At 36.8% G+C, this 21,175-nt stretch carries 23 protein-coding genes, 1 pseudogene and 1 riboswitch; of the genes and pseudogenes, 13 read left to right on the top strand and 11 right to left on the bottom strand.

Annotated features, from left to right (window positions below; translation table 11 throughout):
• Window positions 1-7 precede the first annotated feature (7 nt).
• Window positions 8-1,369 carry a hypothetical protein gene (locus NSQ62_RS12875; protein ID WP_341320536.1) on the top strand — a complete coding sequence of 454 codons (1,362 nt, stop codon included), beginning with the start codon at window positions 8-10 and terminating at the stop codon, window positions 1,367-1,369.
• A 116-nt stretch (window positions 1,370-1,485) separates the two neighbouring features.
• On the opposite strand, the gene NSQ62_RS12870 is transcribed toward NSQ62_RS12875, so the two are convergent.
• The 8 genes and pseudogenes from NSQ62_RS12870 to NSQ62_RS12835 form a co-directional block, all read right to left on the bottom strand.
• A complete protein-coding gene (locus NSQ62_RS12870) occupies window positions 1,486-1,986 on the bottom strand; it encodes a DUF3278 domain-containing protein (RefSeq protein WP_341320535.1) in 501 nt (166 codons plus the stop codon).
• Window positions 1,967-2,143 (bottom strand): annotated as a pseudogene (locus NSQ62_RS12865) (helix-turn-helix domain-containing protein). The gene NSQ62_RS12870 and the pseudogene NSQ62_RS12865 overlap by 20 nt, the downstream one beginning before the upstream one ends.
• A gap of 53 nt (window positions 2,144-2,196) precedes the next feature.
• A complete protein-coding gene (locus NSQ62_RS12860) occupies window positions 2,197-2,442 on the bottom strand; it encodes a hypothetical protein (RefSeq protein ID WP_341320534.1) in 246 nt (81 codons plus the stop codon).
• Complete coding sequence (locus tag NSQ62_RS12855; RefSeq protein WP_341320533.1) at window positions 2,426-2,965, bottom strand: RNA polymerase sigma factor; 540 nt, start codon at window positions 2,963-2,965, stop codon at window positions 2,426-2,428. Before NSQ62_RS12855 ends, NSQ62_RS12860 begins: the two co-directional genes overlap by 17 nt.
• The gene (locus NSQ62_RS12850) at window positions 2,949-3,335 is read right to left on the bottom strand and encodes a group-specific protein (protein WP_341320532.1); all 387 of its coding nucleotides are present in this window, start codon (window positions 3,333-3,335) and stop codon (window positions 2,949-2,951) included. The genes NSQ62_RS12855 and NSQ62_RS12850 overlap by 17 nt, the downstream gene beginning before the upstream one ends.
• Window positions 3,336-3,346: 11 nt before the next feature.
• Window positions 3,347-4,093, bottom strand: a complete 747-nt coding sequence (locus NSQ62_RS12845; RefSeq protein ID WP_341320531.1) for an ABC transporter permease — start codon at window positions 4,091-4,093, stop codon at window positions 3,347-3,349.
• Window positions 4,090-4,803, bottom strand: a complete 714-nt coding sequence (locus NSQ62_RS12840) for an ABC transporter ATP-binding protein (protein ID WP_341320530.1) — start codon at window positions 4,801-4,803, stop codon at window positions 4,090-4,092. Before NSQ62_RS12840 ends, NSQ62_RS12845 begins: the two co-directional genes overlap by 4 nt.
• Window positions 4,804-4,925: 122 nt before the next feature.
• On the bottom strand, window positions 4,926-6,224 hold the full coding sequence (locus tag NSQ62_RS12835) for a Na+/H+ antiporter NhaC family protein (protein WP_341320529.1): 1,299 nt from the start codon (window positions 6,222-6,224) through the stop codon (window positions 4,926-4,928).
• A gap of 77 nt (window positions 6,225-6,301) precedes the next feature.
• Window positions 6,302-6,400: riboswitch (SAM riboswitch) on the bottom strand.
• Between the two features lie 191 nt (window positions 6,401-6,591).
• Between NSQ62_RS12835 and NSQ62_RS12830 the strand changes: the two genes are divergently transcribed.
• The 5 genes from NSQ62_RS12830 (at window position 6,592) to NSQ62_RS12810 (ending at window position 10,873) form a co-directional block, all read left to right on the top strand.
• Window positions 6,592-7,569: an acyltransferase family protein gene (locus tag NSQ62_RS12830; protein WP_341320528.1), complete on the top strand. Its 978-nt coding sequence runs from the start codon at window positions 6,592-6,594 to the stop codon at window positions 7,567-7,569.
• Between the two features lie 216 nt (window positions 7,570-7,785).
• A complete protein-coding gene (locus NSQ62_RS12825; RefSeq protein ID WP_341320527.1) occupies window positions 7,786-8,418 on the top strand; it encodes a LysE family transporter in 633 nt (210 codons plus the stop codon).
• A gap of 174 nt (window positions 8,419-8,592) precedes the next feature.
• Window positions 8,593-8,724, top strand: a complete 132-nt coding sequence (locus tag NSQ62_RS12820; RefSeq protein ID WP_341320526.1) for an RAxF-45 family protein — start codon at window positions 8,593-8,595, stop codon at window positions 8,722-8,724.
• 99 nt (window positions 8,725-8,823) lie between these two features.
• A complete protein-coding gene (abc-f, locus tag NSQ62_RS12815) occupies window positions 8,824-10,440 on the top strand; it encodes an ABC-F type ribosomal protection protein (protein WP_341320525.1) in 1,617 nt (538 codons plus the stop codon).
• The gene (locus NSQ62_RS12810; protein WP_341320524.1) at window positions 10,433-10,873 is read left to right on the top strand and encodes an ASCH domain-containing protein; all 441 of its coding nucleotides are present in this window, start codon (window positions 10,433-10,435) and stop codon (window positions 10,871-10,873) included. Before abc-f ends, NSQ62_RS12810 begins: the two co-directional genes overlap by 8 nt.
• A gap of 112 nt (window positions 10,874-10,985) precedes the next feature.
• Here the strand turns inward: NSQ62_RS12810 and NSQ62_RS12805 are convergent, their stop codons facing one another.
• Entirely contained in the window at window positions 10,986-11,546 is a 561-nt protein-coding gene (locus NSQ62_RS12805) for a DUF6434 domain-containing protein (RefSeq protein ID WP_341320523.1), read from the bottom strand.
• Window positions 11,547-11,736: 190 nt separating this feature from the next.
• Between NSQ62_RS12805 and NSQ62_RS12800 the strand changes: the two genes are divergently transcribed.
• The 7 genes from NSQ62_RS12800 (at window position 11,737) to NSQ62_RS12770 (ending at window position 19,234) form a co-directional block, all read left to right on the top strand.
• On the top strand, window positions 11,737-12,372 hold the full coding sequence (locus tag NSQ62_RS12800; protein ID WP_341320522.1) for a hypothetical protein: 636 nt from the start codon (window positions 11,737-11,739) through the stop codon (window positions 12,370-12,372).
• A 155-nt stretch (window positions 12,373-12,527) separates the two neighbouring features.
• Window positions 12,528-13,922, top strand: coding sequence for a GGDEF domain-containing protein (locus tag NSQ62_RS12795; protein WP_341320521.1), 1,395 nt, complete (start codon window positions 12,528-12,530; stop codon window positions 13,920-13,922).
• Window positions 13,923-14,024: 102 nt separating this feature from the next.
• Window positions 14,025-14,477, top strand: a complete 453-nt coding sequence (locus NSQ62_RS12790) for a HEAT repeat domain-containing protein (RefSeq protein WP_341320520.1) — start codon at window positions 14,025-14,027, stop codon at window positions 14,475-14,477.
• 403 nt (window positions 14,478-14,880) lie between these two features.
• Window positions 14,881-16,812 carry a threonine--tRNA ligase gene (thrS, locus tag NSQ62_RS12785; RefSeq protein ID WP_341320519.1) on the top strand — a complete coding sequence of 644 codons (1,932 nt, stop codon included), beginning with the start codon at window positions 14,881-14,883 and terminating at the stop codon, window positions 16,810-16,812.
• Between the two features lie 59 nt (window positions 16,813-16,871).
• A complete protein-coding gene (locus NSQ62_RS12780) occupies window positions 16,872-17,678 on the top strand; it encodes a class I SAM-dependent methyltransferase (RefSeq protein ID WP_341320518.1) in 807 nt (268 codons plus the stop codon).
• 187 nt (window positions 17,679-17,865) lie between these two features.
• Window positions 17,866-18,396, top strand: coding sequence for a PadR family transcriptional regulator (locus NSQ62_RS12775; RefSeq protein WP_341320517.1), 531 nt, complete (start codon window positions 17,866-17,868; stop codon window positions 18,394-18,396).
• A 91-nt stretch (window positions 18,397-18,487) separates the two neighbouring features.
• Window positions 18,488-19,234: a transporter gene (locus NSQ62_RS12770; protein WP_341320516.1), complete on the top strand. Its 747-nt coding sequence runs from the start codon at window positions 18,488-18,490 to the stop codon at window positions 19,232-19,234.
• A 56-nt stretch (window positions 19,235-19,290) separates the two neighbouring features.
• Here NSQ62_RS12770 and NSQ62_RS12765 read toward each other — a convergent pair whose 3' ends face one another.
• Complete coding sequence (locus NSQ62_RS12765; RefSeq protein ID WP_341320515.1) at window positions 19,291-20,178, bottom strand: PhzF family phenazine biosynthesis isomerase; 888 nt, start codon at window positions 20,176-20,178, stop codon at window positions 19,291-19,293.
• Window positions 20,179-20,270: 92 nt separating this feature from the next.
• Window positions 20,271-20,822 carry a nucleotidyltransferase family protein gene (locus NSQ62_RS12760; protein WP_341320514.1) on the bottom strand — a complete coding sequence of 184 codons (552 nt, stop codon included), beginning with the start codon at window positions 20,820-20,822 and terminating at the stop codon, window positions 20,271-20,273.
• Window positions 20,823-21,175: the final 353 nt, after the last annotated feature.

Genomic DNA, 21,175 nt, shown 5'->3' with positions numbered 1-21,175 from the left:
TGTCTTGATGAACGGACAAATAATGGATTATGCAAAGCTAAAGGCAGATTTTGATCAACAAAAACTACTGCTTGAAAAGCAAACAAAGCTTTCTTCACAGCTACAAATGGCACTGGATCTTTTAAATCGAAATTTATTAAAAGTCAAAGCGGAAAACGAACAGCTTCAGCAAAATCCTCAGGTGACAGCCCAGCTAGAAACACTTCAAACGGAGCTGAAGCGAAAAAAAACGGAACTGCTTCATCATCAACAGCTTCACCAGGGAAACGAGCAAAAATTGACCGATCTGCGCAATGCCTTACGTTCTCTAAACGCAACAAATGAAAAGCTTCAACTAGAGCAACAGCAGGTGAAAGAGCAGCAAGCAGAAGCAGAGCAACGGATCATTCAACTAAAGCAGGAAATCAGCCTGCATGAAACGACAGTCGAACAATCGCAAACGCACTGTACAGCGCTAGAAGCACAGCTTGCAAAAGAGCAGCAATCAGTTGAGCAAATCTCAGCACTGTTAACAGAGCAGCAACAATTTTCGACACAGCTCCAACAACAATTAGCCGAGAACGAACAGCAAATGGAGCAGTTTGCGCAACAAACAGTACGTTTCCATGATGAAAAACAAGCATACGAGGAACAACTACAGGAGCTTCAGTCTAGTGTAGAAGCATTAAAGACCAACTTAAACGACGCGCAACACGTACAGCAACAGCAGCAAGAGGCCAATGCGCAACTAGAACAGCGAGTGGCTATCCTACAAACAGAGCACGAGAATACAGTAGAACAAGTAGAGCAAGCAACGTCACAGTACGAGCAGCTGTTAGCAGAAAGCGATGAGCAGCTTGAAGCACTCGAACAGATGACAGAGCAAAAACAAATGTTTGAACAGCAATACCTGCACATTTTAGAACAAAGTACGGAGCAACAATTACAGTTTGACGAATCACTCGCACAGTTAAAAGGGGAGCTACAATTTGAGCAAGAAGAAAAGCAGTTATTACTAGAAAAGGTACAGCATTTGAAGGCACAAAATGAAGAGGCATTGGCAAATGTAGATTTATTGCAAATGCAAAAACAATACGGTGAAAAACTGGCCGAGCAGCAAGCGCTCGAAATTGAGCAATTGAAGCAACAGTTAGAACTGTTCCAACAACAACCAAGTGCTGAACTAGAGCAACCGATCATTGAACTGCCGAAACAAGTGGAAGAAATGCCGAGTGTAAAAGTAGCGACAGTCAAAACGGATGCCGAGCAACTACAAGCAATCGAGGCGTATTTGCAACAACAAAAAGAAAAGGATTTTAGCTCTGTATTAAAGCAGTTATCAAAAGATGTCATCCAACATAAGTTTTCATATGATTACCAATTGTCTTAAGTAGAGAATGTGTAAGGAAGACGGTAAAATGAAACCCCGACGAGTGGCTAGTTAAAAATGGGCCTGTTCGGGGTTTTCTATTTAGGAATTAGTAGTTTCATTTAAGCTTTCTCGTATTACTCATAATGCTTTTCTAGTTTAGATTTCGCAATAAAATACATCGCTACGCCAAAAAGAACACCACCGATACCCCAGCTAATTACGCCAGCCCATGAAAAGCTTATTTCCTCGCGTGAGATGAGCGGCATTAAATATTCCATCCATAATAACATCATTAATCCCCAGCTAATGCCTGCAAGCGTAGATGAGCGTTTCAATCTATGCACGTTCATTTCATATTCTTCAGGCGTTGCACAATCTGTTGCCATCAATTCCTTTTTGTTAAGGCGCTTCATTAGAAAACCGGAATAGCCAATTGTAACAATAAGTAAAATTGGTGTGATGAGTGAAAAGGTTTGCTGCAAAAGATCTATGATGAGGCTCGTTCCCATAAGCAACATCAAAAGGTAATAAAGAATAATCCCGCTAAAGGCAAGCTCCTTGTAGATTTCCTGTTGTTGGTATTCATCTCGTGCATCAATTGCTCCAATGAAATGGTTAAAGATTTGGTTTTTCATCGTTCTCAACCTCCCAAAATAATGTATTCAAATCGGTATGTAACGCCTTTGCTAATGAAATACATAACGCTAATGTAGGATTGTATTTATTATTTTCAATCATATTGAGCGTTTGGCGTGCGATTTATAAATGACATTTTAGGAATAAAAAAGTCATCACTTGTGAACATACACTAGTGATGACGAAGTAATTGGATTATAAAAATGCTGTCAAAATAGTAAAAAGCTTTGTAGGATGGCAAAAAATACGCCTGCTGCCAATGGGAAGAGCTTTAAAAAATGAAAGCCCCCAGCACTGTCAGATAGCTTTTCTAATGGATCCGGCGCAGGTGAGCCTAAAAAACGAATGAAGCGTTGGAAGGGTGTTTGTTTGATTGCGAGTTTTTTTGTCGGCACCTTCACTTCATAATCATCGAGCCATTTTGCCAGCTCCTCGTCTTTAATATCCTCTTTCATGACCAAAAGCCTCCTTTAATTCAAGCTTGAGTGTTTTCATCGCATGATGTAGTCGAGATTTTACGGTACCTACAGGGATGCTTAAAATTTGTGCAATGTCGTCCATTGGTAAATCGTCGTAATAGGCGAGCAAAATGACGGCCCGTTGTTTATCAGGTAAATTCGAAATCGCTGCTTGAATGACGAGCGTTTCTTCCGTTTGCAGCTGCTTTTTTTCTGTAGGTACTAGAAACGGTAAGAGCGTTTGCCAACGTTTGCGACGATTTAATTTGTTCATAAGCAGGCGATAGCCAATTTGAAAAAGATAAGATTTAACCGTTCCTTTTTTTCGTTGGTAATCTTGGTTTTTCTTTTGCAGCATTTCAAATGCATCGTGCACGATATCAACACTTAGCTGCTCGTCTTTTGTGTAACGAAATAAAAAACAATACAGCGGTTCGTGAAGACGCTCATAAATGATCGATAATGCATCGACATGACCATGTTGAAGCTGCTCCATCAATTGTTCATTCGTCTCGTTCATTGAAATCACCAAACTGAGCTTTTATGCATTTTAATGTGGAAGAAATTCTTGTAATTAAATAGGCAACAATGACAATAACCCATGCTTGAGATTGGTTAACAAAAAATTGGACGAAGGGATTTTCTATTGTCTGTTCAAATGATAGTAGCATATTCAATGCCTGCACACAAAGGATTGTATAAATAGCTAGAACGAGTGTTAACGTATCAAAGACATTCCAGCGTAAATAGATTTTTGTTTTTTCATAATCGATTTTATTCGTCACTTTGTTGCGCACCACGTATTTTTTATTGAATGGAATCATAATCGATAAAATGATGATCGTCCAAATCCCGATAGCAACTAACGAAATAATAAATCCTAAACCCATACGAATCCGTCCTATCTATATAGTTTTTTTGCAATCACAGTCAAGCATGCACAAACAACACTTAAAATGATGGCGTATTGGTAAATTGGTAACCATGTTTCGCTATGGAGCTGAAGCTGAACTTGCAATGTATCTGTTAAATACAGCATTGGGTTCCATGCTAAAAAGACGTAGTAGTCTTGTGGTTGTTTGTCGCTAAGCGTTATAAATAGAGACGGCATCGTAATTGAAAACATGAATAGGATCATCACAGGTGTTAGCATACTTTGCGCGGTTTTGCCGTTTTTTGTTACACCGGCAACGATAAAGCATAGTGGATATATTGCAAGGAACACAAAATTACAAATGATGATGATCGTCACAAGTGCCTTCCATGATATTGAAATTAATAACGCATAACCAATTAGTACAGCAATAAGCGCGCCGTTCATTAATAAAAATACACCAATTCCAATCCCGATAAAATAGGTTGTCGGTAATATACTCGTGCGTTTTAACCAGTGTAACGTGTTATTCGCGCGTAAATCCGCTAAATAGACAGTCGTCAGTGAAAAGGCAAATGCAAACACGAGCAACATAATCGAAATGGGCAAAAATTGACCTTTAATCATGAAGTCAAGTGTTTCAGGGCTATCCTTTATCGCGAGCGTACAGCCCCACGAGCATAAAATGAAAATAAATGGTGTTACAATATTACCGACAAAGACACCTGTGTTGCGAATGGATTCTAAAATAAAGCTTTTTGTAATTTGCATCATCGAATTTTGCCCCCTAAAACTTGACCTGTAATTTCAAAATAAACCCCTTCTAACCCAGGAAAAATAGGGTTCACATATTTCTTTTGCAGTTCTTCCGAAGAACCAACTTCGATAAACCGGCCATCCTTCATGATACAAACGACATCAAATAAGGGCTCAAATCCAGCAATTTCATGGCTTATGATGAGTAAGCATTTGCCGTTTTCTACTTCATTTTGTAAATAGCCAATCAGCTGCTTTTTCTTTTTTAAATCTAAATCTGCAAATGGTTCATCTAATAAAACAACGGGCTTATTCAATAAAAACGCTAAATAGAGAGAAAGTGCTTTTCTTTGACCACCAGAACAATTTTTAATAAGCGTTTTTTCAAAGTTTGCTATATCTAAGATGTCATACAGTTCTTCAACAGAAGCAGGGCTGTTAAGAAGCTTTGTAAATAATGAGATGACTTCTTTAACTTTTAAAAAGCTATAGCTATCAAAAAACTGGTATTGCAAAGCGGTTAAGTCGGCAACGTTTTGTTCGCCGTTACATGTAATCATGCCAGAATTGATGGACTCGTCTCCAACAATGCATTTAAATAATGTCGATTTACCAGCACCGTTTTCACCCAGCAACAAATAACATTGCCCCAACTCGAATGTAATGGATACATTTTGGAGTACTGAATGTGACGCATAGGCCTTATTTACTTCGTGTAATTGCAACATGTAAAAACCCCCAATTTTGTCTATTTACTAACTATACAAATGAGCGTTCAGAAAAGTTCAAAAAAATTTTAGGAAATAAAAAAATCCGCAAACAAGCTTTCACTCGTTTACGGAATCTATTATTATTTCTGCGTTTTTGCCTTAGGATAACCGATTAAAATTGCAATCACACCACATACCCCAACTAAAATCGAGTAATACGAATGCTGCATCATTAAAATAGGGGAGATGCCTGCAACACTTGCTGCGACTAAGAACTGTGCACCGTATGGGATAATCCCTTGTACAACACATGAGAAAATATCAACGATACTTGCTGATTTGCGCGGTTCGATCTCATACTTCTCGGCAATATTTTTAGCTAAAGGGCCTGCAATCATAATGGCGATTGTATTATTTGCTGTTGAGAGGTCTGTTAAACCCACAAGTCCAGCCATCGCAAATTCCGCATCTTTTTTTGATTTGATTTTGCGAGTTGCTAGATGGACGATGAAATCAATCCCACCATTATGACGAATAACTTCAACCATCCCACCGATTAAAATCGCTAAAAACGCCATTTCAAACATGTTGCTCATTCCTGTGCCAATCGCTTGCACAAATTCCATAATTGAATAGCTACCATCGATGAAGCCGATCATCCCAGCTAAACCGATGCCACTCGCTAATACAGCAAAGACATTCAAACCAATTAACGCAAAGACAATAACAAAAATATACGGAATCACCTTATACCATTCAAAGCTAGCATATTCGATGTGAGCAGAGGCATCTACTGTTAACACCGCTAAAATGATACAAGTAACAATTGCAGCAGGTAGCACGATGAAAAAGTTCACTTTAAATTTGTCCTTCATTTCTGCTCCTTGAGAACGAACCGATGCGATCGTTGTATCTGAAATAAACGATAAGTTATCCCCAAACATAGCACCACCAATGACTGTTGCCATTAATAGTGGTATTGAAATATCCGTTTGCTCCGCAATGCCTAAGCCAATTGGTGCAAGGGCGACAATCGTACCAACTGAAGTCCCCATCGCCAGTGAAATAAAGCAGGCGATGACAAACAGCCCGACAACAAGTAAATTTTGCGGTATAACTGATAACGCAAAGTTCACGGTTGCATCAATCGCCCCCATGCCTTTCGCGGTTTCTGAAAACGCCCCCGCTAGTAGGAAAATCAGTACCATTAACATCACATTCGGGTTGCCAGCACCTTTTGTAAAAATATCAATTTTTTTAGCAAATGGTTCTTTGCGATTCATGACAATGGCGACAACACTTGCGATTGTAATCGCGACAATTACCGGAAAGGCATAAAAATCATCAAGCACAATACCTGAACCGATAAATAAAATTAAAAACACAACAAATGGGACAAGTGCCCACGGATTTCCTTTTTGCATGACTGTCTCCTTCACGTTCAAATCATAATTAATACATACAAAAAGCCTCTTCTTAACTAAATAAGAAGAGGCATGTAGTCATTCATATACTCATCTTATCTTTCAAGAACGCACTCTTGCAGGATTTGGCATAGAAAAATTCCGCTGCCGAGACTTCAAAGGGCCTGTCCCTCCATCTCTCATGATAAGAAACTATTTAATTTTTTGAAATAAGCATTAGATTATACGAAAAATTACTATAAGTCAATTTGTTAGTTAGTTCTGAATAATCGATTTAGTTTGGGGATTCGGAAATGAAACACTTTAAGCAAAAAGGTTTCGTATTGGTCGATGAATTGTTATGATAGCACATGTAATTTTTTTAAAGAAGGAAGTTTTTAATATGGACAAGCAGTTAACTGCTGGAGGGCGCGATGCGTATTTTGATAATGCGAAAGCGCTGTTAATTGTCGGTGTTGTGTTGGGACACACACTATCAGGCATGCTTGGAGAAACACGCTGGATGGATAGCTTATACATGTTCATTTATACGTTCCATATGCCGGCATTTATCTTTGTAACGGGCTATTATGCAAAGGTGTTACGTACGAAAAGAGATTGGTGGAAGCTTATAAAATCGGTCGTACTTCCGTATTTTATTTTCCAATTTCTTTATACGGCGTATTATATATATGTTTTAGAACTTAGCGTTACGTTCAATTTTTTTGAGAACTTACGTTGGGGATTGTGGTTTTTAGTCAGTTTATTTTGTTGGCGTGTACTGTTGCCTTTTTTCACACGATCAAAATGGATGATTGTGGTGGCTTTAGTTATTTCATTAATCGCGGGTGAACTGCCATTTATTAATGAACTATTTTCGTTGTCACGTACAGTTTATTTCTTTGTCTTTTTTATAGCAGGCTATCATTTGTCCGTTGATCCATTAAAAAAGGCGGGGAAAAGAGGAAAGCTAATTGGCGTTATCGTACTTGTCCTCATATTTATCAGTATGTATGTGATGAATGATACCTCTTGGCGAGAATGGTTATTTGGAAGGTTGCCATATATTGAATTAGAACCGTTTATTTTTGGTAACGGGATGTTAAACCGACTGACTATTTATATGATTTGTGGAGTCGCGATGATTGCTTTTTTAGCAGCTGTACCGACAAAGAAATATAGTTGGACCGTAATTGGGCAACGTACAATGGCCATTTATTTATTTCACCTTGCTGCTGTGCAGACTTTTCGACAACTGCCTATTTACGAACAATGGCTACAATTAGGTAACTATTATTTCTTCTTTTTGTTTGTATTCCTAACCATTGCTGTACTTGCGCTTCCACTCTTCAGCAAGATTTTAAGTGGAAAAATTAAATGATAAAGAATATACAGGAAATTGCTAACGGTTTGAAAAGAGGTTTCCGAATCCACATGGTCAAAGCACTCGAGTTATTCGGGTGCTTTTTCTATTAGATGCACATAAAAGAACTAATTTATTGTAATTTGCAGTAACTTGAAAATTCATAAATATTCAAATATAATAATATTTATGAAACGGACGTAAGAAGGAATCATGCTTGGAAGAAGTGGTTACATGAGTTTGTATTTTGCCTATGTAATGGTGGGATTAGCTATTGCAATGCCTGTAGGGGCTATTACAGTTGAGATGACGAAACAAGGATTGAAAAATGGTTTTATGCATGGCTGGGCTGTAGGGCTAGGCGGGATGACGATTGATTTGGCGTTAATTTTCGCGTTATATTTAGGGGTAGCAAAATTTTTAGCGCTACCATACATCCAACTGCCGCTGTGGATTGTTGGGGCAATCTTTTTATTTATACTTGCCTTTGATTCTATTAAAAATGCAGAAAAAGATATCACCTTAGCGGGAGAAAAAGTGAATAAATCCTTGTTTTCTACGTACCGAAATGGCTTATTAGTCGCTGTTTCACCAGGGAACTTAGTGTTTTGGATATCGGTATTTGGCGCGGTTTTAGCCGATTCCTATGTAGGCGAGAATAGCCATCAATTTTTAATAGTTGCGTTAGGAATTTTATCAGGTATTTTACTACATGATATTGGTCTTTTAACGATTGTCTCATTGACAAGAAAAGTAATGAATCGAAAGATGATAAAATGGACTTCTATTATTGCCGGGTTGTTATTATTTGGCTTTGGTTGTTATTTTATTTATGAATTTTTTCTCGATTTAAAAGCAATAGTTTAACGGATAGAAGCTTTAAAAGAGTGTACTTTATTAAACAGGTGATGCCAACAAATGAGGGCAGCCTGTTTTTTATATTAAGGAAACTATAGACTCATACAAAATTACATTTTTAGTATTTATTTTTACTGAAATATGGTAATATTGAAATAATTAAAATGGACGGAGGTGAGGAGAATGAAAAATTTAGCTATGGAGACAGGTGTAAATGTAGATACAGCTATGTATTTTGCACGTGTCATTACTTTTGATTTGGCTACTAACGGGATAAGTCTGCCCTTTTTTAGAAAAATTAAAAATAATGCGTAGCTAATTAACCTCATTCTTTTCACGATTTTAGGAAAGACTGCTTCGTTAATGAGCAGTCTTTTTTGTGTTTTTTAGCTACGCCAAGGAGAGCGTAGAAAGATGCAATTAAAAGCAGAAAATATTACAAAAACATTAGGTGGCAACACCATCTTTACTAATCTGTCATTCGAAGTAAATACTGGGGAACGCGTTGCAATCGTTGGACGAAATGGTTGTGGAAAAACTACCTTATTTAAAGTTTTAGCGGGTATTGAATCCCTAGATGAAGGTCGTATTGTTAAAGCAAAGGGACAAACAATCGGTTACCTACATCAAATCCCAAACTTTAAAGAAATCAAAGTATTTGACGTACTTTCACAAGCATTTACAAAATTACACGAAATGAAAGAACGACTATCTGCATTGGAACAAAAAATGGCCATAGATCTATCTGATAAAGTATTAGCATTGTACGGTGAGGTACTCGAGCAATATCAAGTGGCTGGTGGTTATGAAATTGAGGCAAAAATCGCTTCGATTGCTAACGGGTTGAAACTAACATCGCTACTAGAGCAATCATTTGACGCGCTAAGTGGTGGTGAAAAAACGAAAGTCATGCTTGCGCAAATTTTACTAAAGCAACCGGACATTTTATTACTTGATGAACCGACAAACCATCTTGATTTAGCAGCGATAGAGTGGTTAGAAGATTATTTACATTATTTTAAAGGGACAGTCATTGTTATTTCTCATGACCGTACATTTTTAAATCGAATTGTCCAAAAGGTAGTTGAAATTGAAGATGGAGAGATTTGGGTTAGCAAAGGAAACTACGATCAATATATTCAAAATAAAGAGGCAAAAATCGCGCAACAGTTTGCACAATATCAGGAACAGCAAAAGAAGATTCAAAAAATAAAAGAAGCCATCCGTCGTTTACGTCAATGGGCAAATGAAGCATCCCCACCGAATCCTGATTTATATAGAAAAGCAAAGGCAATGGAAAAAATGCTCGCACGTATCGAGTTAGTGAAGAAGCCAAAAACAGAGCGTCAAATGAACTTACAATTAACATCAGAAGAGCGCTCTGGTAAAGAAGTATTTTCATTACGTAATGTTTCACACGGCTTTGAACATGATTTCTTATTTATGGACGTAAATTTGCCTGTGCTGTATAAAGACCGTTTAGCGATTGTAGGAAATAATGGGACAGGGAAATCTACGTTACTAAAGATTTTACTCGGAGAATTACAACCATTAGATGGTGAAGTGCAGCAAGGAAGTAATTTGAAAATTGGTTATCTCGCGCAGCAGTTTAATCAATTTAATGGAAAAGAGCGTTTAATTGATGCATTTCGTCATGAGGTATCGTTGACAGAATACGACGCGAGGCACTTGTTAGCACAATTTTTGTTTTACGGCCATGATGTGTTTAAAAAAGTTGAACAGCTGAGCGGCGGGGAAAAGATGAGACTACGTTTAGCACAATTGATGGTGCAACGATGTAATGTCCTCGTGTTAGATGAACCGACAAATCATTTAGATATTGAAGCGCGAGAGGCACTCGAAGAAGCACTTGAAAAATTCGATGGGACGATACTTGCGATTAGCCATGACCGTTACTTTTTACAAAAGCTGTTTACGAAGACAGCGTGGCTAGAAAATCAGCAATTAACCCTTCATAACGGTCCATTCGAATGGGCTAAAACAAAACAAAGGGAGTTACGTGATGAATAAAATCGAAACCTATTGGCAGCAATTTTGCGAGCTAGAAGGTTTACAAGATCTACGTTATACAGAAGCATTTCAATTTGGCGAAAAAGCAGATTGGTTAGCAAGTTTAGTTGTTGAAGGAACGAAAACCGCCACTTGTTCGAGTTTTCCGCTTTATGAACTGGAAGGAGAACCACTTCCAAAAGTCGGCGATTATCAAATTGTATTAAATAGTAAAGATGAGCCAGTTGCCATCATAAAAACGTATTCAATCGAAATTTATCCATTTAACGAAGTACCCGTTGATTTTGCATTAGCGGAAGGGGAAGGGACATACGACGAATGGAAAGATGCTCACATCGCATTTTTCGGTCGTATATTGCCGGAATATCAAATGGAATTTACCGAAGACATGCTCACGGTTTGTGACCGATTTGAAAAGGTATTTCCTAAATAATTTACGAAAGCGCTCGAGTTATTTGGGCGCTTTTTCTAATGGATCTTTTTAGGAAGGCTGGATTTATCCGATAAACTTAACCTAGTTCGTTGAAACCTAGAGCACATGTCCACTAAGATTTATACTTGTTGTCTCCAGGCTGCGATTTTTTAGTGTTCCAAGCATGGATTGCGTCCTTTTTGGTTTTCCCTTGATTCGCAGGATCTGCAAAGAAATCACGCGTAAATTGGTTATATTCAAATTGAGGTGCAATTTCTTTTTTGTACAACGGATTTTTAAAACGTAGTTGTTCTTCATGCCATGCATTAATTACGTCTAGATACGTTTTCCCGATATTTTCTTTTAAGAAATTTTGAATAAAGGTTGAGAAATGGAAGTTAGGGATTTGCTTTTTGAAAAAATAACGTACGTTTTGACTACATTTATGGCCTGGTACAATAATCGTTTCTAAGCTTAATTCTTGATCAGGAATTATATTTTTACTAGTGCGGATACGCTGTGGTTTTACAATTTCACCTGTTTGTAAAAAGATTTTAATTCTATTTGTAATAGCGTCTTTGGAGCCAGATGTACTGAGGCCATGTTCACGGCAAAATTGTTGCAGTTCTTCTTTTAGCCAGTAGTAATTCGAAAAGTCATTAACGTGTAAATTTATAGTTAGTGTAGGTCTCATAAACGGCTCCTTAATAGAAATTTTATCCAAATTAATTATAGAGCATACGTTCTGTATGTGGCAAGAGGAGTTTGAGCAGAGATAGGAACGGACAAATTCATTTCAATTTAAAATTATGAGTGCCCTAGTAAAGCAAAAGTGCTCATTTAGTGCTACGATAAGAGTAACTGTAGTGAAGGAGTGTTAGTTCATGCGTCCCCGAATGATTTGTTTGCATGCCACAGAAGCGAACATCGAAATTATTGACCGAGAAATGAAAGAAATGCCTTTTGATATTAAGCATGAAGTGGATACGCATTTACTGTCGATGATTCGAGCAAAGCAGCCACTTGAATTGCAAAAAGCGTACGTAGTAGAAAAGCTAAATAAGCTGATGTTACAGGAGCCAGCATTATTATTTGTGACATGCACAAATTATGTTGCTTTATTAGATGAAATCAACGTAACTACGCACATTCCCATTTTAAAAATTGATGAAGTTTTATATGAACAGTTGAAGGGCATTCACAATCCCATCAAAATGCTCTTTACAAATAAAGAGACAATTCGAGGAACAATGCAACGCTTCCGTCAATTTGTCTCGGAAGAAGTTGAGGTAGAGGTACTTCATATTCCTGATGTATTTGACTGGTATTTAGCTGGGGATACATTAAGGCACGATCAAAAAGTGCTGATGACACTTTTAGAATTGGATGCTTATGAAAATGCGGTAGTGGTCGCACAACTATCAATGTCTCGAATCGCGTCGATTTATAGTAAGCTGTCAGGAAACGAAGTACTGAGCCCCGTTACCGCTTTAAAAGAATACATGAATAAATTGATCTAGTAGTATAAATCAAGCGTATACAATCAAATGATAGTAATTTTTAACTGTTTCATTGCATAAATGTAAAATAATTGAAATAATGTAGTTACCTTTCCCTTCTATTCCCATTTAAGTTATTGCTTTATAATTAACTGTAATAAATAGGGGTGATAGCATTGGAGACAAAATTGACTTGTGAACAATTATTAACAGAAGCGAAGATACTGGCATCGAAAGGACAATTCCAGGAAGCGCTATTGCAGTATACAAATTTAATTGAAGAATGCAAAATCATGCAAGAATATCCGCATTTATTAACGTCCTACAAAGATATTTGTGGTGTACTCGTATTGATGGGACAAATGCATCAAGTGGTAGAATATAGTGATGATTATTTATTTTACTGCGAGCGATACGGTAGCGATGTCGATTATTTAAGTTATTATAATTTAATGGCTACGGTGAAATTGCAGTTAGAGCTCTATCAAGAGGCAATCGAAATGCTAGATAAGATGGCACAGCTCGCTCAAAAATTAAATAACCACCCGTATTATTTAATGGCTATAGGTAATAAACTACATATTTATGATACTTTAAACGAATTCGAGTTGGGGTATCGTCATTTTAAACAGTTCGAATCGTTATTTCATGAACCTGATATACAAGGGATGCGATTAGCCTATTTCGCATTTAAAATAAATGGCCTCGCGATTTTAGCTGGTTTGAATAAATATGACGAAATGCAACAACCGCTTAATTGGCTTGAACATGTATCATTAGAAGGATTCCATCGCGAAGAAATGTTTTATTTATATTATAAAGAAGTGTACGCACTTCATGTGAACCATGATATGAGTGCGTTTGCTCGTCTTAAAATAATGATTGAACAGGCAGAACAACTATTTGATCACACGCTTTTAATTAAGTTATTGGAAGACGTGTTGGCGCTATCAACGAAATTTGATTATGAAATCGATAGCCTTGATTATGCGAAGAAATTAACCGCGCTCTACAAAGCATTGCACCAAAAAGAGCTAAATCAAAAAGTTGCGGAAGCGAATGCAAAATTGCAAGTACACGAATCGAAACGGATTGCCTACTTGGACTCCTTGACCCAATGTTATAATCGCCGCTACTTTGATGAAAACCAAGCGGCTTTTATGAAGCTGCAGGCGAACTATAAATATTGTGTTGTTTTAGATATGGACCGTTTTAAAGAAGTGAATGATACATACGGTCATGCCTTTGGTGACGTTGCCATTCAAACGTTAGCCAAGAAGCTAGAGGAGACTTTTGCACATTATGACGCGAAAATAATGCGTTTTGGTGGCGATGAATTTGTTGTTTGGATAAATAGCAAGGACTCATTACGCGAGCAGTTCGATCAATTCCACAGGTGCATTAGCCCTTTGTCAGTAGCAGATGATCAAGTGCATGTAGCATGTACACTGAGCATAGGAGTTGCTACTTGGGATGGAAAATCTTCATTTAGTGAGTGGTTCGAACGAGCTGACCAAGCCTTATATACAGCGAAGCAAAACGGCCGTGCACAAGTGTATTTAATAGAATAATTAATAATAGCTGATTAAACAGCTGTTTTCGTGTTATAATAAAGGTTCGAGTATTGAAATTCATCATTTGCTTAACGAAGCGATGATTAAGGGGATAACATAGTGAGTAATAACAACCAAGAAGCAGTGAGCCAACTGCCTGAAAATTTTGATGAGCTGAAAAAAGCGGTAAATCGTAAAGCCGACTGGGAAGCACGTTTAAACGCGGTAAATGAATTAGGGAAAATTAAAGAAGACGAAGCAACTAAAATTTTAAAATATGTAGCAAAAGCGGATTTAGTAACAAAAGTTCGTGAAGCAGCAACGCATATTTTAAATAAAAGAGGCGTTAAAGCTGAGCCGTTCGAACCAATTATCGGCGGATTATTTAAAGATCAGCGTAAAATTTTCGTTCGTATTAAGAAAAGTTTACCAAAAGACCACGCATATGAGGATTTCAAGGTGAAGTTAGAAAAAATGCGTAGCGATATTTTCAACACATATGAAGGCGAAAAAGGCGCAGATTTCGATGCGTGGCTAAAAGATATGTGGGAAACAACACGAACACAACGATAATTTTTGTGAATAGTTGATGAAGGGTACGGGATATTTCCGTGCCCTTTTCTAATTTTATTTTCAGTATATTCAAAAACAAATTGACAATATTTTCATTATGAGATAGATTAAGTAATAATTTCAATTTAAAAAGCAATGAAGAGGATATGAATCGTTTTCGTGAAGGTCAACAGAAAGGGAAATCACCGGCTGAAAGTTTCCTGATTGGACAATTCGATTTACTCCCTTGGAGCTGTGCTAGGAAACTAGTGACGTGTACAGGCGTTATCTGTATCAATGAGCTACTGGCATTACATGCAGTAGGAATTTGGGTGGAACCACGGGTATTCAAAGCATATATTCGTCCCTTTGCGGATGAGTATATGCTTTTTTTATTTATCAAAAAAAGAAAAGGAGAGGTAGTATGTCAAATCAAGAAGTAACAATTCAATTTCCAAATGGCGAACAAAAATCTTTTGCCAAAGGTGTTACGCTAACCGAAATTGCCCAGTCAATTAGCCCGAGCTTAGCAAAAAAATCAATAGCGGGAAGTGTAAATACGACGACAACCGATTTGACACGACCAATTCTAGTGGACGCTGAAATTTCGCTGTATGATGCATCGTCAAAGGAAGGATTAGAGGTACTTCGTCATTCAACAGCCCATTTACTGGCACAGGCAGTCAAACGTTTATACCCTGATGCGAAATTCGGGGTTGGACCTGTCATTGAAAATGGCTTTTATTATGATATCGAAATGAGTCATACACTTGTACCAGAGGACTTACAGTTAATTGAACGCGAAATGAAAAAAATCGTGAGTGAAAATCATGTAGTTGTTCGTAAGGCAGTAACACGAGAAGAAGCAGGACACATTTTCGCACACGATTATTTAAAGCTAGAGTTACTTGAAGCAATTCCTGAAAATGAATTGGTCACAGTTTACGAGCAAGGAGAGTTTGTCGATTTATGTAGAGGACCACATGTACCGACGACTAATAAGCTGCAGCATTTTAGACTGATAAATATTTCAGGTGCGTATTGGCGTGGAGATAGCAATAATCAGATGTTGCAACGCATTTATGGTGTAGCCTTTGCCACAAAGGAAGCTATGCAAGATTATTTCGTCTTCCTAGAAGAAGCAGAAAAACGTAATCACCGGAAACTCGGGAAAGAATTGGAGCTTTTCATGTTTTCTGAAGAGGCACCAGGGATGCCGTTTTATTTAGCAAATGGCCAAATTATTCGCAATGAACTCGAAAGCTTTTTACGTAATTTGCAAACAACGTATGATTACAAAGAAGTACGTACACCACTCATGATGAATCAACGCCTGTGGGAACAATCGGGTCATTGGCATCACTATAAAGAAAACATGTATTTCACACAAGTAGATGAGCAAAAGTTTGCACTAAAGCCAATGAACTGTCCGGGCCATATGCTCATTTACAAAAACGACCTGCATTCGTATCGAGACCTACCGATTCGTATGGCAGAGTTTGGACAAGTACATCGTCATGAATTTAGTGGAGCGTTAAATGGTTTACTACGCGTGCGTACATTTTGCCAAGATGACGCCCATATTTTCGTAACACCGGAGCAAATTGAAGATGAAATTGCATTAGCTTTGCAAATCATTGACCATGTCTACAAAGTATTTGGTTTTGAATATGACATTGAATTATCTACACGTCCAGATGATTATATGGGTGAGCTTGCACTGTGGGACAAGGCAGAGCAGGCACTAGAAAACGTGTTAAAACGGTTAGGCTTCCCGTACAAAATCAATGAGGGTGACGGGGCATTTTATGGACCTAAAATTGATATTCACATTAAAGATGCGATTAAACGTAGCCATCAATGTGCAACGGTGCAATTGGATTTTCAACTGCCAGAGAAATTTGATTTAACATATATTAACGAAGACAACGAAAAGTTGCGTCCTGTTGTCATTCACCGAGCTGTATTTGGTTCGATTGATCGCTTCTTAGGTATTTTAATTGAGCATTTTGGTGGTGCTTTCCCGTTGTGGCTCGCACCAAAACAAGTGCAACTCATTGGTGTTTCAACGGTGCACAAAGAGTATGTGGACATAGTGGCAGGGGCTTTACGTGAGGAAGGTATTCGTGTAGCAGTAGATCAACGAAATGAAAAACTCGGTCGGAAAATTCGAGATGCTGGGATGCAAAAGGTACCCTATATCCTTGTTTTAGGGGATGAAGAACAGCAAACGGAAACAGTTTCTGTTCGAGCGTACAAGCAAGAAGGCTTATTCAAAATGTCTATCGCTGCATTTATTCAGCAGGTAAAAGAGGAGATTGAACAGAAAAAACTACCGATAATCATGAATTTGTAAATTAAACTAGTAGCAACATTAATCTATTATAAAAAAGTTTGTAATTATGGGGGAATAAAATGAAAGAACTTATAGATTACTATCAGCAATTTGACGAGTGGGGTCGTTTAGATAGAGAACCTATCGAGTATAAAGTAAATTGGCATTATATTAAAAAATATTTACCAAGTAGCGGACACATTTTAGATAATGGTGCCGGTCCAGGGAAATATTCAATGGCACTGGCTAAAGAAGGGTTTCATGTAACATTGTCAGATTTGACGCCGAATTTAGTTGCAATGGCAAAGGAAAAAGCAATTGAATTAAATCTAGAGCAGCAGTTTAAAGATTTTTTAGTCGCAGATGCATGCAATCTTGTACCACTTCCCGATGAGCAATTTGATGCAACTTTAATGCTTGGGCCAATGTATCATTTACAAAATGAAGATGATCGACATATGGCGATAAATGAATTAAATCGAGTGACTAAAAAAGATGGCATTGTATTTGTTGCCTTTATGCCTAGAACAAAACACATTTTTAATTCATTAATACGTCCTGATGTTTGGAGACCTAATGATAACATAGAGGCCATTCAGCACTTTTCTGAGACAGGCTGCTTTAATCATTCAGATGCCAATCGCTTTACAGGAGCATACTATTTTGAAATTAAAGATATTGAACCATTTATGGAGTCGCATGGTTTTCAAACGATCCAATTAATAGGTTCGAATATAGCAACAACTATGGATAATGATCATTGGGATTATTGGCGAGCTAAGGGAGTAGAGGGAGAGGTCCTAAATTTAATTATTAGTAAAGCATCCGATCCTTATATGTTAGGCATGTCTTCACACTTACTCTTTATTGGGAAGAAAGTAAAATGATAATCTAAATAGTATTTGATGTAGTCTTTGAACTTTGAAGCCTTTATCTGTTAGATCGGATAAAGGCTTTGTAGAAAATGTTACCCGATCTGTTTTGAGTAATTTTAATTAAAGTTATTTATTGACAAATTTGGATAATGAAATTAAGATACTCAATGTAAAGTATTTTAATCGGAGGTTTATTATTTTGACTCAACTCCTTGTTTTAGGTGCACTAAATGTACAACCTATGTCGGGTTATGATATTCAATTGATGCTGCAAGAAAATGAAGCTGAGAGATGGTCCGGTGTACAGGTTGGTTCAATATATCATGCGTTAAAAAAATTAGAGAAAGAGGAATTTATTGAAATACAAAAAGTCGAAAGTGTTGGTCATCGGCAAAAAGTAATTTATAACATTACAGATTTAGGGAAAGAACAATTGAAAATCTTAACTTTTAATGCCATTCAATCCTCAGGAGTACCATATCCACTTTCCCTTTATGCAGGTTTATCATTTATTGAAAATCTTCCACAAGATCGAGCTGAAAAAGCGTTAAATGAGCAATTAGTAAAGTTAGAGAAAGAGCTTGATTTAATTACACAAGGATTGTCAGTAAAAAGAGAGTATCTTTCTGGAGAATTGTTGCCGCTTGTTTCCTTAGTATCTGAAAATATGATTGATATCGTTCAACGTCAAATTTTGTTTATAAAAGATGTATTAGCTTTATCAAAATGAAAATATTCTCTCTATAAACTAGAGGGAATTTAATTTTAGTAATATACTCAACGTTAAGTATTTAATATTGAGTGAATAAGGGGGATATATAATGAAATTTGATCATTTAGTATTGAATGTTAGTGAGGATTATCAAAGCGAGGGCACACGTACACAAAATATTAGAGAAATGGGATTACTGTATGATCCTAAAAAAGGAAAAGGTACACGAGGTTTTAAAGCTACAAATATATGGATTGGTAAAGAGTATTTTGAGATGATTTCTATAAAAAAAAGGGATGGAGGAGGTTGGAAAAGAGAATGGGTTAATGCTTTCAATAATGGCGAACGAGGCCTAATCTGTTTAATGTTAGATGTCACGAATTTGAATCATCTGGTGAAAAAACTGGAAGCGAAAGGAGTAGCAATTTCACCTCCTGAAAGTATAGAAATAAAATTTCTTTTTAACTTTATTTCTAAAACGCTGCCTTGGTATAATAGTTATTTGAATTTTTTTCAAAATGTCCCAATGCAAATCGGATTTCAACAAATGAAGAATGAAAAAGTAAAATTAAATTTACAAAAGTATATGGTTCCTAATTCTAGCAAAAATAATATTACGGGTATTAAGCGGATTCAAGTAAATGGCCCTTTTTCAGTATCTGATTTTGAAATGTTAAAAACTGTTTTTGAAAATAGCCTTTTAGAGGAGAATCAGATTACCATCCACTTAGAAAACAGTCAAGTCCTAGTCTTCAAAAAAGATGAAACTTTTAATGTACAAGTTGAACTTAATCATAAAAATTCAAGTTCAATTAATAGGGATTGTTGGATCGAAAACACTCAGATATTTTACTAATATTCGAAGAAATAGCCTGCTCCGGATTTAGAGCTGAGCAGGCTCTTGTCAATGTACTAAAGCGTCAACTCAATAGCTCTAACAAAAACCGCTGTGCCCGAAATAGAAATGCTTATTTCCTGCGCAATTTCCTCTAGATGTACATATACGAGCCCGTCCTTATTCATTTCATGGCCTTGTTCCACTTTTAATGTGACTGGCAAGTGAAGTGAAGGCTCAACAAATGTTTTGTAATAAGCCCCCATGACACCAGAGCCGGTTCCAGTTACTGCATCCTCAATTGTTCCTGAATAGGGAGAAGAAAAATGTCGCGCATGCATATCATTATCAGCATCTCTCACCTCAAAGCATATAGGATGAACTGAAGAAGTTGGTAAATCAACTAAAATTTCAGGGAAATCACCTGTAGTCGGTATCATTTTTGAAAAGCTTTGTAGTTTTTTTATAGGAATAATAAGTGTCCAAGTGCCAGTACTGCCATAAACAATTGGTAATGTGTGATCAATTTCTTCAACTGAAATACCAATGGACGCTGCTAATTTCTCAACAGAGCCTGTAAATTTTTTGAATTGTGGCTTGGCATGCTGCATTTTTAAGGATAGTTGATTGTTAACCGAAAAACATTCAATCGGTAATACACCCGCATTAGTTTCAATTGTAAATGATGCTTTCTGTAACAAGCCTTGTTGCTGCATGGCATATACCGTGCCCATTGTTGCATGCCCGCATAAGTTCATTTCATGTCCTGGTGTAAAATAGCGAATTCGATAATCGGCAAGCTTTGAGGGTACTAAAAATGCTGTTTCGTTAAACCCTATTTGTTTGGCAATGTATTGCATTTCCTCATCACAATAATCTTCTCCATTTAAAACGACACCCGCTGGATTTCCCATATTAGGAATGGAACTAAATGCATCGATATGTAAGACGTTTACTTTTTTCATATGAACTCCTTTAAAATAGGTAATTAAAATTATGACATTAGGCTATTTAGATGGGGAATACTCCTGTATAGACCACTTTTTCAAGGGAGATTTTAAACGATGATTCTTAACCTGTTCCAAGTCTGTTCCCAATTTTTTTCTTGGACTCTTTGTAAATAAATAGGATGCAATGGTGAACCCTTCGTGTAGTTAGGAGTAGGTCTTACTTGGTAAGTAAATAAATCCTGTATTCCATACGGGGCCATTAATTCTATTTTATTTTGTTTAATTCGTGCAGCGATGGCCGTGGGTGTTTCAGGGAAATTAGCAACCCCGTCAAATGAACAAAGATATGGTGGTAAGTTATTTTTCAAATGCATACGTGCTTGATTTTTAACTGACCATGGCTGATTAGGCATTAACTTATTTAACTTAGCTTCTAGTATTTTTTCGGCTTGAATTGAAGTATCCGCTTCATCAAAATAAATGACATCAATGTCATTTGTTTCAGTTTTGATGTTATGTAATGAATCCCAAACTTTATTTCTAATAATACCAGCGGCAATCCAGCAATCATGTAAATCAAGTGTTTCTACTGTTTTTAAAATGGATGAGAGGTGTGCATCCCATTTTAAAAGATTATTTAATGTTAATTCAAAACTCATTAACTTTGCCTCCCGCAACAGTTGGTAAATAAATGGTATAAATTATTAGTGATACTTAATGGAATTAGGGCTCACTTTTTCAAGAAAGTCAATTTTACAGATTTTTCCTTAAGTCGAATCTGTTACTTTTAATAAAATTTAATGTAAAATAATGTTATATTAGTTATTGAAATTGGGTAAAATTTCTTTTTGTGGATTATCGCAATGAATAAAGCATATAGTAATCACCCTACAGTTTCAATGAATATAAAATAAATCGTAAGTGCCTGCACAAACTCAATTAACGTTACTATACAGAACTACTGCTTTTTAACACTGGGAATTTGCTTTCAATGGTTAGAAAAGGAGACTGA

This window comes from Solibacillus sp. FSL H8-0523, from assembly GCF_038051985.1.
Lineage (GTDB): Bacteria > Bacillota > Bacilli > Bacillales_A > Planococcaceae > Solibacillus.
The sequence above is the reverse complement of the archived record's forward strand: the minus strand, read 5'-3'. Positions and strand labels throughout refer to the sequence as shown.

Coding starts and splice junctions, on each gene's coding strand:
- NSQ62_RS12875 (WP_341320536.1), top strand. CDS start 8: ATGAACGGACAAATAATGGATTATGCAAAGCTAAAGGCAGATTTTGAT.
- NSQ62_RS12870 (WP_341320535.1), bottom strand. CDS start 1,986: ATGAAAAACCAAATCTTTAACCATTTCATTGGAGCAATTGATGCACGA.
- NSQ62_RS12860 (WP_341320534.1), bottom strand. CDS start 2,442: ATGAAAGAGGATATTAAAGACGAGGAGCTGGCAAAATGGCTCGATGAT.
- NSQ62_RS12855 (WP_341320533.1), bottom strand. CDS start 2,965: ATGAACGAGACGAATGAACAATTGATGGAGCAGCTTCAACATGGTCAT.
- NSQ62_RS12850 (WP_341320532.1), bottom strand. CDS start 3,335: ATGGGTTTAGGATTTATTATTTCGTTAGTTGCTATCGGGATTTGGACG.
- NSQ62_RS12845 (WP_341320531.1), bottom strand. CDS start 4,093: ATGATGCAAATTACAAAAAGCTTTATTTTAGAATCCATTCGCAACACA.
- NSQ62_RS12840 (WP_341320530.1), bottom strand. CDS start 4,803: ATGTTGCAATTACACGAAGTAAATAAGGCCTATGCGTCACATTCAGTA.
- NSQ62_RS12830 (WP_341320528.1), top strand. CDS start 6,592: ATGGACAAGCAGTTAACTGCTGGAGGGCGCGATGCGTATTTTGATAAT.
- NSQ62_RS12825 (WP_341320527.1), top strand. CDS start 7,786: ATGAGTTTGTATTTTGCCTATGTAATGGTGGGATTAGCTATTGCAATG.
- NSQ62_RS12820 (WP_341320526.1), top strand. CDS start 8,593: ATGAAAAATTTAGCTATGGAGACAGGTGTAAATGTAGATACAGCTATG.
- abc-f (WP_341320525.1), top strand. CDS start 8,824: ATGCAATTAAAAGCAGAAAATATTACAAAAACATTAGGTGGCAACACC.
- NSQ62_RS12810 (WP_341320524.1), top strand. CDS start 10,433: ATGAATAAAATCGAAACCTATTGGCAGCAATTTTGCGAGCTAGAAGGT.
- NSQ62_RS12805 (WP_341320523.1), bottom strand. CDS start 11,546: ATGAGACCTACACTAACTATAAATTTACACGTTAATGACTTTTCGAAT.
- NSQ62_RS12800 (WP_341320522.1), top strand. CDS start 11,737: ATGCGTCCCCGAATGATTTGTTTGCATGCCACAGAAGCGAACATCGAA.
- thrS (WP_341320519.1), top strand. CDS start 14,881: ATGTCAAATCAAGAAGTAACAATTCAATTTCCAAATGGCGAACAAAAA.
- NSQ62_RS12780 (WP_341320518.1), top strand. CDS start 16,872: ATGAAAGAACTTATAGATTACTATCAGCAATTTGACGAGTGGGGTCGT.
- NSQ62_RS12770 (WP_341320516.1), top strand. CDS start 18,488: ATGAAATTTGATCATTTAGTATTGAATGTTAGTGAGGATTATCAAAGC.
- NSQ62_RS12765 (WP_341320515.1), bottom strand. CDS start 20,178: ATGAAAAAAGTAAACGTCTTACATATCGATGCATTTAGTTCCATTCCT.
- NSQ62_RS12760 (WP_341320514.1), bottom strand. CDS start 20,822: ATGAGTTTTGAATTAACATTAAATAATCTTTTAAAATGGGATGCACAC.